Consider the following 15,612-nt stretch of genomic DNA (forward strand, 5'->3'; position numbering starts at 1 on the left):
AAAAATTCTGAATGGTTGACCTCAGGGGGTACGCTTTCTAGAATCGCCCGACATTTTTGCCCGGAACTTACTTCCAGCCAATGTCGTCATCTATTCGTAAAGCCATCAATTCAGACGCATTGACCCGCTTGGCTCAAGCCATCGCGGTGGCTGTGTCCGCCACATTGGCGGGCTGTTCAAGCCATGTGCCGCAAACCGACGCGGCACACACTCCGAATATCGCCGCCCGAGCCAAGCAGAAGCCTATCTGGCTCAGTGAAAAACCGACTCCACAAGCTCCACAAGATGTCTGGGAGCGCATGCGCCAGGGCTTCCAGTTGCAGGACAGCCTGGGTGTCAACCCGCGCATCGAGCAACAGCGCCTGTGGTTCGCCAGCAACCCGTCCTTCCTCGAAAATGCCGGCGAACGCGGCAGCCTCTACATCCACTACATCGTCGAACGCCTTGAAGAACGCAACATGCCGCTGGAACTGGCGTTATTGCCCGTGATTGAGAGCGCCTACAACCCGATGGCCTATTCCCGGGCCAACGCGGTTGGCTTGTGGCAATTCATCCCCTCCACCGGGCGTTACTTCAACCTGCGTCAAACCCGTTTTTATGATGGCCGTCGCGATATCACCGCCTCGACCACCGCGGCCATGGATTACCTGACCCGCCTGCACGACATGTTCAACGGCGACTGGCTGCTGGCCCTGGCGGCCTACAACGCTGGCGAAGGCACGGTCAGCCGGGCCATCGAGCGTAACGAAAAGCTCGGTTTGCCGACCGATTACTGGAACCTGCCACTGCCGGCCGAAACCCAGGCCTACGTGCCGAAGTTGCTGGCGTTGTCGCAAGTGGTGCTGGCGCCCGAAGCCTACGGCGTGAACCTGAACCCGATCGCCAACGAACCGTACTTCCAGGTCGTCGAAATCAACCAGCGCATGGACCTGTCCAAGGTCGCCGCGGTGGCCAACATCGACGAAGACGAACTGTTTCAGCTCAACCCGGCCTTCAAGCAACGCACCACCATCGATGGCCCTCAGCATTTGCTGGTGCCAACATCCAAGGCGCAACTGCTGACGGCCAGTCTCTCGACCATGCGTCCTGAGGAGCTGATCAGCAAGAAGCCGCTCAAGCCAGTATTCGAAGGCGCAGACGACTCCGAAATTGCCAGCCTCAAACGCGCTTACCGCGTTAAACGCGGCGACAACCTCGGCACCATCGCCAAGGCTAACAAAGTCGATATCAAGGACCTGCAGCGCTGGAACAAACTGACCGGCAAGAACCTCAAGGTCGGCCAGACGCTGGTCATGCAGGACACCACCAAGCGCAGTTCCGGGCGCACCACCACCGTAGTGGCGGCCAACACCAAGAAGTCGCAGACCCAGTACAAGGTCAAGCAAGGCGATTCGCTGTACATGGTGGCCAAGCGTTTCAACGTTGAAATGCAGCACCTCAAGCGCTGGAACCCGCGTGTCGGTCAGGCGCTCAAACCGGGCCAGATGCTGACGGTGTATTCGCCGCACTAAAATGAGCCCCTGACTTCAGGGGCTTTTTTTGCTCAAAAGGTTGCCCTAAATTCCTGTAGCAGCTGGCGAAGCCTGCGTTCGGCTGCGAAGCAGTCGTGAATTCGGTACTCGCGGTGTTTCAGGCAAACTGCATTCTCAGGTTTTACGACTGCTGCGCAGCCGAACGCAGGCTTCGCCAGCTGCTGCAGGGGGGCCGGGTTGGCAATTAACAACGCATTAAGCACCCGTCTTTTTCCTGTCGATACAAGCTGTTACTGTACGGGCCACAAAGCCCAAGCCGCCTGGATCGGATCTCTGACTTGAAGCGTCCCCTCCTCCTGCTCCTGATCAGCCTGGCCTTGAGCTGCCCCGCAAGCGCGACGATCAGCGAAAGCCATGGTTATGCGCAGTTCGGCACGCTCAAGTACCCGGCCAGATTTACCCACTTCGACTGGGTCAACCCGCAAGCGCCCAAGGGCGGTACGTTGCGGGTGATGGCGTTTGGCACCTTCGATACGCTCAATCCCTACACCTTCAAGGGCTCAAGTCCGGTTTCCACGCCGAATTTCTCGCAATACGGCATCAATGAGCTCAACGAACCACTGATGGTCGGCACCGGGCAGTACGCGCCGTCCGGCGATGAACCGACCTCCAGCTATGGCCTGATCGCCCAATCCGTGGAGTACAGCGAGGACCGCAGCTGGGTGGTGTTCAACCTGCGCCCCGAAGCGCGTTTCCACGATGGCACGCCGATCACCGCCTATGACGTGGCATTCTCCTACCGTTTGTTGCTCAAGGAAGGCCATCCGCAGTACCGCACCAACCTTCAGGAAGTGTCGCGAGTCGACATCCTCAACTCGCAGCGCATTCGTTTTGTCTTCAAACGCGCCGGCAATCCGTTGCTGATCCTGCGCCTGGGCGAATTGCCGGTGTTGCCCCAGCATTACTGGAAAGGTCGTGACTTCAAGGCCACCACCTTCGAACCGCCACTGGGCAGTGGACCGTATCGCATCACGTCGGTAGAGCCTGGGCGCCAGATCGTTTTCCAACGGGTCAAGGAATACTGGGGCAAAGACCTGCCGGCCAATCGCGGCAAATACAACGTCGACCGCATGGAAGTCGAGTTCTACCGCGACAGCGACGTTGCCTTCGAAGCCTTCAAGGCCGGCGAATTTGACATCTATATCGAGCACCAGGCGAAGAACTGGAACAACGGTTACCACTTCCCGGCGGTGCGACGCGGCGACGTCATCAAGGCGCAAATCGCGCATCAGATCCCGACCCAGACCCAGGGCCTGTTCATGAACACCCGGCGCCTGACCTTCTCCGAGACCAAGGTCCGTGAAGCCCTGGGCCTGATGTTCGACTTCGAGTGGACCAATCGCACCCTGTTCAGCGGCGCTTACAAACGCGCCATGAGCTACTACCCCAACAGCGAGTTCTCCGCCACCGGCCTTCCGGTCGGCCATGAATGGTTGATGCTCAAGCCGTATCGCGAGCAGTTGCCCGCCAAGCTGTTCACCGAGCCGTTCAGCCTGTCGCAGACCCAAGGGCGCGGCATTCCCCGGGAAACCATGCGCAAAGCCCTGGGACTGCTCGCCGAGGCCGGCTGGAAGCTTAACGGCCAGCACGTTCAGAACGCCGTTGGCCAACCGTTGCGATTCGAAATTCTGCTGGTCAACCCGAACCTGGAACGCATCCTTCAGCCTTTCGTCGAAAACCTCGCCAACATCGGCATCGATGCTCAGCTGCGCACGGTCGATCGCGCCCAGTACAAGCAACGCCTCGATCAGTTCGATTTCGACATGATCCTGATGACCCTCAACCAGACGCTCAGTCCGGGCCTGGAACAATGGCAGTACTTCCATTCCAGCCAGGTCGGGGTCAAGGGCAGCAAAAACTACGCCGGCATCGCCAATCCGGTGGTCGACCATTTACTCGAACAATTGCTCGCCGCCCAGACCCGCGATGAACAGGTCGCCGCCGGCAAGGCCCTGGACCGGGTGTTGCTGTGGCAGCACTACATCATTCCCAACTGGTACCTCAATTATCACCGCCTGGCCTACCGCAACCGGTTCGCCTTCGTCACCACGCCGCCCTACACGTTGGGCCTGAGCGCGTGGTGGCTGAAATCTTCGGAGAAAGATCGATGAACCCCGTACGTGCCCTGCTCTTGCACGCCAGCGGTCTGTTGTTCGCCGGGCTGGCCTGCGCCGCCCCGCAACATGCCCTGACCCTGTACAACGAGCCGCCGAAATACCCGGCCGACTTCAAACATTTCGATTACGTGAACCCCGATGCGCCCAAGGGCGGGGTCTTCCGTCAAGCCGGTTTCGGCGGCTTTGACAGCCTCAATCCCTTCATCAGCAAGGGTGTCGCGGCCGACGACATCAGCATGATCTACGACACCCTGGCCAAACAGGGCCTGGATGAACCGTTCACCGAGTACGGTCTGGTCGCCGGCAAAATCGAAAAAGCCCCGGACAACAGCTGGGTGCGTTTCTACCTGCGCCCCGAAGCGCGCTTCCACGACGGGCATCCGATGCGCGCCGAGGACGTGGTGTTCAGCTTCCAGACCCTGATCAAGGACGGCGCGCCGCTGTACCGCGGTTACTACAGCGATGTCGAGGAAGTGGTCGCTGAAGACCCGCTGACGGTGCTGTTCAAGTTCAAACACACCAACAACCGTGAGTTACCGCTGATCCTCGGCCAGTTGCCGGTGTTGCCCAAGCATTGGTGGGCAACTCGCGATTTCAACAAGGGCAACCTGGAAATGCCGTTGGGCAGCGGCCCGTACAAGGTCAGTGAAGTGAAGGCCGGGCGTTCGGTGCGCTATGAGCGGGTCAAGGATTACTGGGGCAAGGACCTACCGGCCAACCGCGGCTTCTACAACTTCGACGTCATGACCACCGACTACTACCGCGACAACACCGTGGCCCTGGAAGCGCTCAAGGCCGGGCAGTTCGATTACTGGCTGGAAATGGCCGCGAAGAACTGGGCGAACGCCTACAACATCCCCGCCGTCACCGAGGGCCGGCTGATCAAGGAACAGATCCCGAACAGCAACCCGACCGGCATGCAAGGCTTCGTATTCAACCTGCGCCGCCCGGTGTTCCAGGACGTGCGCGTGCGTCAGGCCCTGACCCTGTTGCTGGACTTCGAATGGACTAACAAGCAGCTGTTCAACGGCGCCTACGTCCGCACCCGCAGTTTTTTCGAAAACTCAGAAATGGCCGCCACTGGCCTGGCGGATGCCGATCAACTGGCGATCCTCGAGCCGTTCCGCGGCAAGGTTCCCGAGCAGGTGTTCAGCGAGGCGTTCCAGAACCCGATAACCGACGCCAGCGGCATGATCCGCGCCCAGCAGCGCAAGGCCTATCAACTGCTGCAAGAGGCGGGCTGGCGGATCGTCGATGACAAGATGGTCGACGCCACCGGCAAACCGGTGACTATCGAATTCCTGCTGGCCCAAACCGAATTCGAGCGGGTGCTGCTGCCGTTCAAGCGCAACCTCAGCGACCTGGGCATCGACCTGGTGATCCGCCGGGTCGACGTCTCGCAGTACATCAACCGCGTACGCTCCCGGGACTTCGACATGATCGTCGGCAGCTTCCCGCAGTCCAATTCACCGGGCAACGAACAGCGTGAATTCTGGATGTCCGCTGCCGCCGACAAACCCGGCAGCCGCAACTCCATGGGCCTGAAAGACCCGGTGGTGGACCAATTGGTCGAGCAACTGATCAACGCCGATTCGCGCAAAAGCCTGGTAGCCCACGCCCGCGCGCTGGACCGCGTGCTGCAATGGGGCTATTACGTGATCCCCAACTGGCACATCAAGACCTGGCGCGTAGCCTATTGGAACCACATTGGTCACCCGAAAATATCACCCAAGTACGACATCGGCATTAACACCTGGTGGGTCAAGCCTGACGCGAAACCTGCGGTAGAAGTCGAAACCAAACTGCAAGCCGACCCTGCGGGCACGGAGTAATCAGATGCTGGCGTATATTTTTCGGCGACTGCTGCTGATCATCCCGACCTTGCTCGGCATTTTGCTGATCAACTTCGTGATCATCCAGGCCGCTCCCGGCGGGCCGGTGGAGCAGATGATCGCCAAGCTCGAGGGCTTCGAAGGCGCCACCAGCCGCATCGCCGGCGGCGGTGCCGAAGTCTCGGTGGCCGGCTCCGCCTATCGCGGCGCCCAGGGCCTGGACCCGATGCTGGTCAAGGAAATCGAACACATGTACGGCTTCGATAAATCGGCGCCGGAACGCTTGTGGATCATGATCAAGAACTACGCGACCCTGGATTTCGGCGACAGCTTCTTCCGCGATGCCAAGGTCATCGACCTGATCAAGGAAAAGATGCCGGTGTCGATCTCCCTAGGGCTGTGGAGCACGCTGATCATGTACCTGGTGTCGATCCCGCTGGGGATCGCCAAGGCGACGCGGCACGGCAGCCACTTCGATGTCTGGACCAGCTCATTGATCATCGTCGGCTACGCGATCCCGGCATTTCTGTTTGCCATCCTGCTGATCGTGGTGTTCGCTGGGGGCAGCTATTTCGACTGGTTCCCGCTCAGAGGGCTGACCTCCAACAACTTCGACGAGTTGAGCATGGGCGGCAAGATTCTCGATTACTTCTGGCACCTCGCATTGCCAGTCACGGCACTGGTGATCGGCAACTTCGCGACCATGACGCTGCTCACCAAAAACAGCTTCCTCGACGAAATCAACAAGCAGTACGTGGTCACCGCCAAGGCCAAGGGCCTGACCCATCACCGCGTGCTCTACGGCCATGTGTTCCGCAACGCCATGCTGCTGGTGATCGCCGGGTTCCCGTCGGCGTTTATCGGCATCTTCTTCACCGGCTCGTTGCTGGTGGAAGTGATCTTCTCCCTCGACGGCCTCGGGCTGATGAGTTTTGAGGCCGCGATCAACCGCGATTACCCAGTGGTTTTTGGCACGCTGTTCATCTTTACCCTGTTGGGATTGGTGGTGAAACTGATCGGCGACCTCACCTACACCTTTGTCGATCCGCGTATCGACTTCGAAAGCCGGGAGCATTGAGATGAACCTGTCCCCTCTCAATCGCCGACGTTTCGAACTGTTCAAGGCCAACAAGCGTGGCTGGTGGTCGCTGTGGCTGTTTCTGCTGCTGTTTGGGCTGAGCCTCGGTGCTGAGCTGATCGCCAACGACAAACCGCTGGTGGTGCACTACGACAACGGCTGGTACTTCCCGGCGCTCAAGCGTTACCCGGAAACCACCTTCGGCGGCGAATTCCCGCTGGAAGCCAACTACAAGAGTCCGTACATCCGCGAATTGCTCAAGGCCAAAGACGCCTGGGTGCTGTGGGCGCCGATCCCCTACAGTTACCAAAGCATTAACTACGACCTGAAAGTCCCGGCTCCGGCGCCGCCCTCCACCGACAACCTGCTAGGCACTGATGATCAGGGCCGCGATGTGTTAGCCCGGGTGATTTACGGCTTCCGGATTTCGGTGTTGTTTGCGCTGACGCTGACCATTCTCAGCTCGATCATCGGTGTGATTGCCGGCGCCCTGCAGGGGTTCTACGGCGGCTGGGTCGACCTAGCTGGACAACGCTTTCTGGAGATCTGGTCCGGGTTGCCGGTGCTGTACCTGCTGATCATTCTCGCCAGTTTCGTCCAGCCGAATTTCTGGTGGCTGCTGGGGATCATGCTGCTGTTCTCGTGGATGAGCCTGGTGGACGTGGTCCGCGCCGAATTCCTGCGAGGGCGTAATCTGGAATACGTGCGCGCCGCGCGGGCGTTGGGAATGCAGAATGGTGCGATCATGTTCCGCCACATCCTGCCCAACGCCATGGTCTCGACCATGACCTTCATGCCGTTCATCCTGACCGGCGCCATCGGCACCCTGACCGCTCTCGACTTTCTGGGCTTCGGTCTGCCGCCCGGCGCACCGTCTCTCGGTGAATTGGTGGCCCAGGGCAAATCCAATCTGCAAGCGCCGTGGCTCGGCATGAGCGCGTTTGCGGTGCTGGCGTTGATGTTGAGTTTGCTGGTGTTCATCGGCGAGTCCGCTCGCGATGCCTTCGACCCGAGGAAGTGAAATGAATCAGGACAATCTGATCGAAGTGCGCGACCTGTCCGTCGAATTCGTCGTTGGCGAGCGTGTTCAACGGGTGGTCGAAGGTGTGAGCTTCGATATCAAGCGCGGGGAAACCCTGGCGCTGGTGGGTGAAAGTGGCTCCGGCAAATCGGTGACTGCTCACTCGATCCTGCGGTTGCTGCCCTACCCGCTCGCCCGGCATCCGTCCGGGACCATCGAGTATTCCGGGCAAAACCTTCTGAGCCTGAAAGAGAAAACCATCCGTCACATCCGCGGCAACCGGATCGCGATGATCTTCCAGGAGCCGATGACCTCGCTCAATCCGCTGCACTCAATCGAGAAACAAATCAACGAGGTGTTGAGCACCCACAAGGGCCTGATCGGCAAAGTCGCGACCCAGCGCACGCTGGAGTTGCTGGAAATGGTCGGCATCCCGGAGCCCGAGAAGCGCCTCAAGGCCCTGCCCCACGAATTGTCTGGCGGCCAGCGTCAGCGGGTGATGATTGCCATGGCCCTGGCCAACGAGCCGGAACTGCTGATCGCCGACGAACCGACCACCGCGCTGGACGTGACCGTTCAGCTGAAAATCCTCGAATTGCTCAAAGAATTACAGGCCCGATTGGGCATGGCGCTGCTACTGATCAGTCACGATTTGAACCTTGTGCGAAGAATTGCGCATCGCGTATGTGTCATGCAGCGCGGTTGCATCGTCGAACAGGCATCGTGCGAAGAGTTGTTCCGCGCGCCGCAGCATCCGTACACTCGGGAACTGCTGGCAGCGGAGCCCAGCGGGACGCCTGCGACCAACGTTATTGGCCCGCCATTGCTGCAAGTCGAGGACCTGAAAGTCTGGTTCCCGATCAAGAAGGGCTTTCTGAAAAAAACCGTCGACCACATCAAAGCGGTGGACGGGATCAATTTCAGCCTGCCTCAAGGCCAGACCTTGGGGATTGTGGGAGAAAGCGGTTCAGGCAAGTCGACACTGGGTTTGGCGATTTTGCGGCTGATCGGTAGCAAAGGCGCCATCCGTTTTGAAGGCAAGCAGCTAGACTGCCTGACGCAGCAACAGGTTCGGCCGCTGCGTCGGGAGATGCAGGTGGTGTTTCAGGACCCGTTCGGCAGCCTGAGCCCACGGATGTGCGTGAGCCAGATCGTCGGCGAAGGCCTGCGGATCCACAAGATGGGCACCGAGGCGGAACAGGAACAAGCGATTATTGCGGCACTCAAGGAGGTAGGTCTGGACCCGGAAACCCGGCACCGCTACCCCCACGAATTTTCCGGTGGGCAACGGCAGAGAATCGCCATTGCCCGGGCATTAGTGCTAAAACCGGCGTTGATTCTGCTGGACGAGCCGACTTCGGCCCTCGACCGGACCGTGCAACGCCAAGTGGTGGAGCTGCTGCGCTCACTGCAAACCAAGTACAACCTGACGTATCTGTTTATCAGCCATGACCTGGCTGTCGTCAAGGCGCTGAGCCACCAGCTGATGGTGGTCAAGCAAGGCCAAGTGGTCGAACAGGGAGACGCGCAAAGTATCTTTGCGGCCCCCAAACATCCGTATACACAGCAGTTGCTGGAAGCCGCTTTCCTGGTTCCAGCCACTGCGTAATAACCTGAAAGAGAGGAGCAACACATGGGTTTTCTCGCCGGTAAGCGCGTACTGATCGTCGGTGTCGCCAGCAAGCTGTCCATCGCATCCGGCATCGCTGCCGCCATGCATCGCGAGGGCGCTGAGCTTGCCTTCACTTATCAGAACGACAAACTCAAGGGTCGTGTCGAAGAGTTCGCACAAAGCTGGGGTTCCAACCCTGACCTGTGCTTCCCGTGCGACGTGGCCAGCGATGAAGAAATCGCCAAGGTCTTCGTTGAGCTGGGCAAGAAGTGGGACGGCCTGGACTGCATCGTGCACTCCGTCGGCTTCGCCCCGGGCGACCAACTGGACGGCGACTTCACCGAAGCCACCACCCGTGAAGGTTTCCGCATCGCTCACGACATCAGCGCCTACAGCTTCGTGGCCCTGGCCAAAGCTGGCCGCGAAATGATGAAAGGCCGCAACGGCAGCCTGCTGACCCTGTCGTACCTAGGCGCCGAGCGCACCATGCCGAACTACAACGTCATGGGCATGGCCAAGGCTTCCCTGGAAGCTGGCGTTCGTTATCTGGCCGGTTCTTTGGGCCCGGACGGCACCCGCGTCAACTGCGTATCGGCTGGCCCGATCCGCACCCTCGCCGCTTCCGGCATCAAGAACTTCCGCAAGATGCTGGCCGCCAACGAAGCGCAAACTCCGCTGCGTCGCAACGTCACCATCGACGAAGTCGGCAATGCCGGCGCCTTCCTGTGCTCGGACCTGGCGTCCGGCATCAGCGGCGAAATCATGTACGTGGACGGTGGTTTCAACACCACAGCCATGGGTAGCCTCGAAGAGTAATCTTCGGTCAGCCAATAGAAAAACCCGCCTTTCCAGGCGGGTTTTTTGTGCCCGAAATTCCAAGAACAGCCCGCTCCCACAGGGGATTTGTGATTAAACATCGACTTGTGTCAGGCAGCTGGAAAACAGCTGCTGGATCGGCTGTGTGCGCTGACTGTAACGCTGCAACACGACGATCTCGCGGTAGAACGTCAACGCCCCCAAAGGGATGATCCGAACCTTCGCCCCATGCTCAAGCCAAGGAATTGTCGGCGCAGGTCATTCGCCGGGAGCCGTTCGTGCTGATTGCGAATCTGCGCGCTGACGGCCGACTGGGTAAGGCCGATGTGCATTCCGGCTGCGGCAAAAGTGCCGTAGCGCGTCACGGCAATGAAGGTTTTCAGTTCCCGCAGCATGACCGTCTCGATTGATCGAAATAATTTGAGCTCGATGTGAAAATTATCGTCCCTCAATCAAAAAGCACAGGGCTAAACTCAGTCTGAATCCAGACAGTCGAGGCACTTGCGATGCAACTCTCCCCTTTTCACTTGGCCATCCCGGTTTACGACCTGACCGCCGCGCGGAATTTTTATGGCGAAGTCTTCGGCCTGGAAGAAGGTCGCTCAAGCGATCATTGGGTCGATTTCAATTTTTTCGGCCATCAGTTGGTCATTCACCTCGCACCGAAAAACGCGTCTCAAGAAGCCGCGCACACCAATGCTGTCGACGGTCATGACGTGCCCGTCCCGCATTTCGGTGTGGTGTTGGGAATGGCGCAATGGGAAGCGCTGGCCCAGCGACTGAAATCCCTCGACACCCGATTCGTGATCGAACCGGGAATTCGCTTTCAAGGATTGGTGGGTGAGCAAGCGACGATGTTTCTCTTCGATCCGTGCGGCAACGCACTTGAGTTCAAGGCATTCAAGGATGTGGGTCAGTTGTTTGCCAAGTGAACGCATCGGCCTGTGCCAGCAGCTCCTCGATCGAGCCGGGTAGCTGAGGGCTGCACTCGATTTGCCCGATGCTGAAGCGGATGTCATAACCGCGATGCACCGTGGCATTGCGCTCTTCAAGTATTTCTTCGAGCCGCGCCTTGATAGCGGGTATCTCCACAACGCTTGAGCCGGTCAGTAACGCGACGAACTTGTCGTTACCCAGTCGGCCGATCACATCGCTCTCGCGAAAGGCAATGCGCAGCACATCAGCGAAGCTTTTCAGGGCTTTGTCGCCCTCGGCACGACCATAGAGATAGTTGATGTGCTTGAAGCCTTCAATATTGAAGAGCAGCACCGTCGCTGGCTTTTCCAGGTGCTGGCAGGCCTCCAGCCCTTGTTGGGCCAGCGCTGTAAAACCGTGTCGATTGGAGAGCAGCGTCAATTCGTCCATGCTCGCCATCTGCACGCCCATCAGTTCCTCCTCGGCCTTGCGGGCCAGGTCACGCAGCAGTTCGCGCTCCTGCAGTGGCGTACGCAACGGGTCAGCGCACGCGCCTGGTTTTACCGGTTTCCCTGGGATCAGCATTGCTCACTCCATTGGCGGGTATGTTTCTTAGAGTCGTCCATACCCGGTTTGACTCCCTGTAAACGGACCGCCGGTCAACTACCCAGTACCGGACACGGCCCTCCAGCGTCTGCCCAGATCTTGAACTGGGTGACGAAAATCTCGTGCGGCACCGATACCGGCGCCCTTCCCTGACCCGGATTCCAGCCCCAAAGCACCAGTTTGTCGTCGCTGACGTGCTTGATCAGCGCGGCGAAATCGCGGTCGCCGTTGCTGGAGCGATCCTTGATCATTGCGCACAACTTATCGGCCGGCAGACCGATCCAAGCCATTTTGTGCGCAGCGGGTGGCAGGCTCCAGTGCGGTGCTCCCGGTGGGGTGTTAGCGCCATAACTGGCCGGCGGATTACTGTCGGCGTGGCAAGTAGCGCAGGGCAAACCCGCCGCGCCCTTGCCGTCCATGCCCCGCACGACGTTCATTGCGTGGGGAATCCCGGCATCGAATTGCAATGGCGAATCGCCGGGAATATGGCAGTTCTGGCAACGCGGGCTCTGAAAGACCTTTTGCACCGTATCGAACGCCTTGATGGCGTCCTTATCGTCAGCGAACAGGTCCTCGGCGTAACCGATCAGGCCGATCAATACCACCGCGCCAAGAATCAGATGTCGTCTCATCTCACACCCCCGACAGTTGCAGCGGCAGTTCGCGCAAGCGCTGCCCGGTCAGGGCAAACACCGCGTTGGCCACTGCCGGCGCCGTGGGCGGCACACCGACCTCGCCGATGCCGCCGGGTTTGTCGCTGCTGGGCACGATATGCACTTCGACCACCGGCATTTCGTTGAGCCGCAGCACCTGATAGTCGTGGTAATTGGACTGCACCACTTGCCCGTTCTTGAAGGTCAGTTTGCTGTGCAAAGTAAATCCGAGGCCGAACGTGATGGCCGACTCCATTTGCGCCGCGATGCTCATCGGGTTGACCGCAATGCCGCAATCCACTGCGCACACCACCCGGTGTACGCGGATCGCCAGGTTGTCCTGGGACACCTCGGCCACCTGGGCAACGTAACTGCCGAAGGACTCATGCACCGCGACACCCAACGCATGGCCGTCCGGCAGTGGCGCCTTCCAATCGGCTTTTTCGACGGCCAGGTTCAGCACGCCAAGATGCCGTGGATGGTCCTTGAGCAAGGTTCGCCGGTAGTCGACCGGATCCTTGCCGGCAGCCGTGGCCAGTTCGTCGATCAGCGACTCCATCACGAACGCGGTGTGGGTGTGCCCTACCGAACGTAGCCAGAGCACACGGATGCCGGTTTGCGGAGAATGCAGATCAACCTGGTGATTGGCCAACCCCTCAAGGTAAGGGCTGTCGGCGACCCCTTCGACAGAGGTTTTGTCGATGCCTTTCTTGACCATGGTCGCCTCGAATGACGTGCCCGCCATGATCGACTGCCCGACCATGACATGCTTCCAGGCGATCGGCATCCCGCCGGCATCGAGGCCGATGCGTGCCTGATGGAGGAACGCCGAACGGTAGTACCCGCCGCGGATGTCGTCCTCCCGCGACCAGACGGTTTTCACCGGCGCGCCCGCTGCTTTGGCGACTTCCACGGCTTCAGCGACAAAGTCCGAGGTCGGATTGGCCCGGCGACCGAAACCGCCGCCCAGAAACTCGGTATGAATCTCCACCTGCTCGGGTTTGAGCCCGGTGATTTTCCCCGCGACCATTTGATCCAGCGTCTGGAATTGAGTGCCGGTCCAGATTTCGCATTTGTCCTGGGTGATTTTCACCGTGCAATTGAGCGGCTCCATCGGCGCGTGGGCCAGGTACGGCACGCTGTACTCGACATCGATAGTCTTCGCCGCTTTACCCAGACCAGCCGCGACATCACCGGCCTGACTGGCCGAAGTGCCAGGGGTGGCGGCGAGTTTGCGGAAGCTTTCCAGTAGCTTCTCACTGTCGAGTCCGGTGTTGGGCCCCAGATCCCAATCGACCTTCAACGCATCGCGCCCCAGCTTCGCCGCCCAGTAATGATCGGCAATCACCGCCACCCCGGTGGGCACCTGCACGACTTTGTGCACGCCCGGTATCGCCAGCGCTTCGGCGCCTTCGAAGGATTTGACGCTGCCGCCGAACACCGGTGAACGCGCGACCATGGCGGTCATTAGCCCGTCGAACTGCACGTCCATGCCGAACTTGGCGCGGCCGGTGATTTTCTCCGGCGTGTCCAGGCGCTTGGTCGGTTTGCCAATGAGTTTCCAGTCCTTGGACTCCTTGAGCTTGATCGACGCCGGATCCGGCACCGGTAGCTTGCCGGCGTCATCGGCCAGTTCGCCGTAGGTGGCGCGTTTGTCGCCAGCAATCACCACACCCGATTCGGTGCGAATCTCGGAAGGTGCGACGTTGAAGCGTTTAGCGGCCGCGTCGATCAACATCAAACGCGCTGCGGCACCGGCCTGACGGTAACGGTCGAATTCCATCCAGGTCGAGGTCGAACCACCGGTAATTTGCATCCCGCCGAACCCGGCCATACCGTACTCGGCTGCCGAGGCCGGCGAATGTTCTACACGGATCTTCGACCAGTCGGCGTCCAGTTCTTCGGCGATCAGCATGGTCAGGCCGGTCCAGATGCCTTGGCCCATTTCCGAATGGCCGAGCAGTACGGTGACGCTGTTGTCATTGCCGATCCGTAAAAACGCATTGGGCGCGAAAACATTGCCTTGGTTCTCGGCGCTGAGGGCAAAGCGATGGGCACCAGGGATGACAAATGCCACCACCAGACCACCGCCCAGCAACGCGCCGCCCTTGAGAAAACCACGGCGCGACAGAGGATTGAGGCTCTTCATTGCTCAGACTCCCTTCAATGTGGCATCAACCAATCTCGGCGGCGCGTTTGACCGCTGCACGGATTCTTGGGTAGGTGCCGCAGCGGCAGATGTTGCCGGACAACGCCTGATCAATGTCGCTGTCGGTGGGTCGAGGAATCTTCGCCAGCAAGGCCGCCGCCGACATGATCTGCCCGGACTGGCAGTAACCGCACTGGACCACATCGAGTTCGGCCCAGGCTTGTTGCACCGGGTGTGAACCGTCGGTGGACAGGCCTTCGATAGTGAGGATTTTTTGCCCGTGGGCCACGGCCGTGGCGGGGGTGATACAGGAGCGCAGCGGCGCGCCGTCGACGTGCACGGTGCAGGCCCCGCATTGGGCCATGCCGCAACCAAATTTGGTGCCGGTCAGGTGCGCGACATCGCGCAGGACCCACAGTAGCGGCATGTCTGCGGGGACATCCAGCGCCTGGTCCTTGCCATTGATGTTGAGGGTCAGCATTGCGAATGTCCTCAGACTCACGGTGACGCCTTATTTTTTTTGGGTCGGCGTTATCCTTTCAGCTAAGCGCAAATTGCCGGGCGAGACAGGTTCATCGACCACCGGTCACACAAAAGGGAGCGTTGGGCCGTCACTGATACCCGCCACAAGGTCATGTCGACATCGTTGATTCCGTCGACAACGGAACTCTTTTAACTTGTCGATCTACGGTAAGGCCAGACGCCCAGAGGCTGACTACGCTGAAAGTCCAGCCTGAGCAATCCGTAGAGGAGCTACGCCATGCACCGCGTTCAAAAACTGACCCCCTGCCTCTGGTTCGACGATCAGGCCGAAGAGGCGGCGAAGTTTTACTGTTCGGTCTTCGATCATTCGAAAATCACCACCATCACTCACTACGGCAACGCCGGTCATGAGGTTCATGGCAAGCCTGAAGGCTCGGTGTTGACGGTCAGTTTCGAACTCGACGGACAGCCTTTCACAGGCCTCAATGGCGGCCCCGATTTCACGTTCAGCGAAGCGATTTCATTTCAGGTCAACTGCCAGACCCAGGACGAAGTCGACCATTTCTGGGGGGCGCTGTCCGCCCATCCACAGAACGAGCAATGCGGTTGGCTCAAGGACAAATTCGGCTTGTCCTGGCAGATCGTGCCGGTCGCCATGATGGACATGTTGAAAGATCCTGACACGACAAAATCCCAGCGCGCCATGCAAGCCATGATGCAGATGAAAAAACTCGACATCGCCACCTTGCAGCGGGCCTTTAACGGCGAGAGCTAATACACTCCGGTTCTGACCTGCCG

Annotated in this window: 13 protein-coding genes and 1 pseudogene; 9 read left to right on the forward strand and 5 right to left on the reverse strand. The window is 59.6% G+C overall.

The features are described 5' to 3' along the window. Positions 1-80 precede the first annotated feature (80 nt). The 7 genes from QK293_RS20125 (at position 81) to fabI (ending at position 10,008) form a co-directional block, all read left to right on the forward strand. The gene (locus QK293_RS20125; protein ID WP_282380244.1) at positions 81-1,511 is read left to right on the forward strand and encodes a transglycosylase SLT domain-containing protein; all 1,431 of its coding nucleotides are present in this window, start codon (positions 81-83) and stop codon (positions 1,509-1,511) included. 299 nt (positions 1,512-1,810) lie between these two features. Next, positions 1,811-3,643 carry an extracellular solute-binding protein gene (locus QK293_RS20130; protein ID WP_282380246.1) on the forward strand — a complete coding sequence of 611 codons (1,833 nt, stop codon included), beginning with the start codon at positions 1,811-1,813 and terminating at the stop codon, positions 3,641-3,643. Continuing rightward, the gene (locus QK293_RS20135; RefSeq protein ID WP_282380247.1) at positions 3,640-5,481 is read left to right on the forward strand and encodes an extracellular solute-binding protein; all 1,842 of its coding nucleotides are present in this window, start codon (positions 3,640-3,642) and stop codon (positions 5,479-5,481) included. Before QK293_RS20130 ends, QK293_RS20135 begins: the two co-directional genes overlap by 4 nt. A 4-nt stretch (positions 5,482-5,485) precedes the next feature. After that, positions 5,486-6,559, forward strand: a complete 1,074-nt coding sequence (locus QK293_RS20140; protein WP_282380248.1) for a microcin C ABC transporter permease YejB — start codon at positions 5,486-5,488, stop codon at positions 6,557-6,559. A 1-nt stretch (position 6,560) separates the two neighbouring features. Continuing rightward, on the forward strand, positions 6,561-7,580 hold the full coding sequence (locus tag QK293_RS20145; protein WP_123364351.1) for an ABC transporter permease: 1,020 nt from the start codon (positions 6,561-6,563) through the stop codon (positions 7,578-7,580). Position 7,581: 1 nt separating this feature from the next. Continuing rightward, positions 7,582-9,189: an ABC transporter ATP-binding protein gene (locus QK293_RS20150; protein WP_282380251.1), complete on the forward strand. Its 1,608-nt coding sequence runs from the start codon at positions 7,582-7,584 to the stop codon at positions 9,187-9,189. A 24-nt stretch (positions 9,190-9,213) separates the two neighbouring features. After that, a complete protein-coding gene (fabI, locus tag QK293_RS20155) occupies positions 9,214-10,008 on the forward strand; it encodes an enoyl-ACP reductase FabI (protein ID WP_008152082.1) in 795 nt (264 codons plus the stop codon). 93 nt (positions 10,009-10,101) lie between these two features. Here fabI and QK293_RS20160 read toward each other — a convergent pair. Further along, a pseudogene (locus tag QK293_RS20160) lies at positions 10,102-10,403 on the reverse strand (LysR family transcriptional regulator). A 111-nt stretch (positions 10,404-10,514) separates the two neighbouring features. Between QK293_RS20160 and QK293_RS20165 the strand changes: the two are divergent. After that, positions 10,515-10,940 (forward strand): VOC family protein, encoded by a 426-nt coding sequence (locus QK293_RS20165; protein ID WP_282380254.1) that lies wholly within the window; start codon positions 10,515-10,517, stop codon positions 10,938-10,940. Here the strand turns inward: QK293_RS20165 and QK293_RS20170 are convergent. The 4 genes from QK293_RS20170 to QK293_RS20185 all read right to left on the reverse strand — a co-directional run bounded on the left by QK293_RS20170 (position 10,909) and on the right by QK293_RS20185 (position 14,812). Then, on the reverse strand, positions 10,909-11,508 hold the full coding sequence (locus QK293_RS20170) for a GGDEF domain-containing protein (protein ID WP_282380255.1): 600 nt from the start codon (positions 11,506-11,508) through the stop codon (positions 10,909-10,911). The two genes, QK293_RS20165 and QK293_RS20170, sit on opposite strands and share 32 nt — an antisense overlap. 74 nt (positions 11,509-11,582) lie before the next feature. Further along, positions 11,583-12,161: a hypothetical protein gene (locus tag QK293_RS20175; protein WP_282380256.1), complete on the reverse strand. Its 579-nt coding sequence runs from the start codon at positions 12,159-12,161 to the stop codon at positions 11,583-11,585. A 1-nt stretch (position 12,162) separates the two neighbouring features. Continuing rightward, complete coding sequence (locus QK293_RS20180) at positions 12,163-14,331, reverse strand: xanthine dehydrogenase family protein molybdopterin-binding subunit (RefSeq protein WP_282380257.1); 2,169 nt, start codon at positions 14,329-14,331, stop codon at positions 12,163-12,165. 25 nt (positions 14,332-14,356) lie between these two features. Further along, a complete protein-coding gene (locus tag QK293_RS20185) occupies positions 14,357-14,812 on the reverse strand; it encodes a (2Fe-2S)-binding protein (RefSeq protein WP_282380258.1) in 456 nt (151 codons plus the stop codon). A 279-nt stretch (positions 14,813-15,091) separates the two neighbouring features. Here QK293_RS20185 and QK293_RS20190 point away from each other — a divergent pair, with 279 nt between their 5' ends. Next, positions 15,092-15,589, forward strand: a complete 498-nt coding sequence (locus QK293_RS20190) for a VOC family protein (RefSeq protein ID WP_282380259.1) — start codon at positions 15,092-15,094, stop codon at positions 15,587-15,589. The last annotated feature ends 23 nt before the right edge of the window (positions 15,590-15,612 follow it).

It is taken from the genome of Pseudomonas sp. AL03 (assembly GCF_029960815.1).
In the GTDB taxonomy this organism is placed as follows: domain Bacteria; phylum Pseudomonadota; class Gammaproteobacteria; order Pseudomonadales; family Pseudomonadaceae; genus Aquipseudomonas.

Excerpts from the sequence above, each read along its gene's own strand:
- QK293_RS20125 (WP_282380244.1), top strand. The coding sequence starts at position 81 with ATGTCGTCATCTATTCGTAAAGCCATCAATTCAGACGCATTGACCCGC.
- QK293_RS20135 (WP_282380247.1), top strand. The coding sequence starts at position 3,640 with ATGAACCCCGTACGTGCCCTGCTCTTGCACGCCAGCGGTCTGTTGTTC.
- QK293_RS20140 (WP_282380248.1), top strand. The coding sequence starts at position 5,486 with ATGCTGGCGTATATTTTTCGGCGACTGCTGCTGATCATCCCGACCTTG.
- QK293_RS20145 (WP_123364351.1), top strand. The coding sequence starts at position 6,561 with ATGAACCTGTCCCCTCTCAATCGCCGACGTTTCGAACTGTTCAAGGCC.
- QK293_RS20150 (WP_282380251.1), top strand. The coding sequence starts at position 7,582 with ATGAATCAGGACAATCTGATCGAAGTGCGCGACCTGTCCGTCGAATTC.
- fabI (WP_008152082.1), top strand. The coding sequence starts at position 9,214 with ATGGGTTTTCTCGCCGGTAAGCGCGTACTGATCGTCGGTGTCGCCAGC.
- QK293_RS20165 (WP_282380254.1), top strand. The coding sequence starts at position 10,515 with ATGCAACTCTCCCCTTTTCACTTGGCCATCCCGGTTTACGACCTGACC.
- QK293_RS20170 (WP_282380255.1), bottom strand. The coding sequence starts at position 11,508 with ATGCTGATCCCAGGGAAACCGGTAAAACCAGGCGCGTGCGCTGACCCG.
- QK293_RS20175 (WP_282380256.1), bottom strand. The coding sequence starts at position 12,161 with ATGAGACGACATCTGATTCTTGGCGCGGTGGTATTGATCGGCCTGATC.
- QK293_RS20180 (WP_282380257.1), bottom strand. The coding sequence starts at position 14,331 with ATGAAGAGCCTCAATCCTCTGTCGCGCCGTGGTTTTCTCAAGGGCGGC.
- QK293_RS20185 (WP_282380258.1), bottom strand. The coding sequence starts at position 14,812 with ATGCTGACCCTCAACATCAATGGCAAGGACCAGGCGCTGGATGTCCCC.
- QK293_RS20190 (WP_282380259.1), top strand. The coding sequence starts at position 15,092 with ATGCACCGCGTTCAAAAACTGACCCCCTGCCTCTGGTTCGACGATCAG.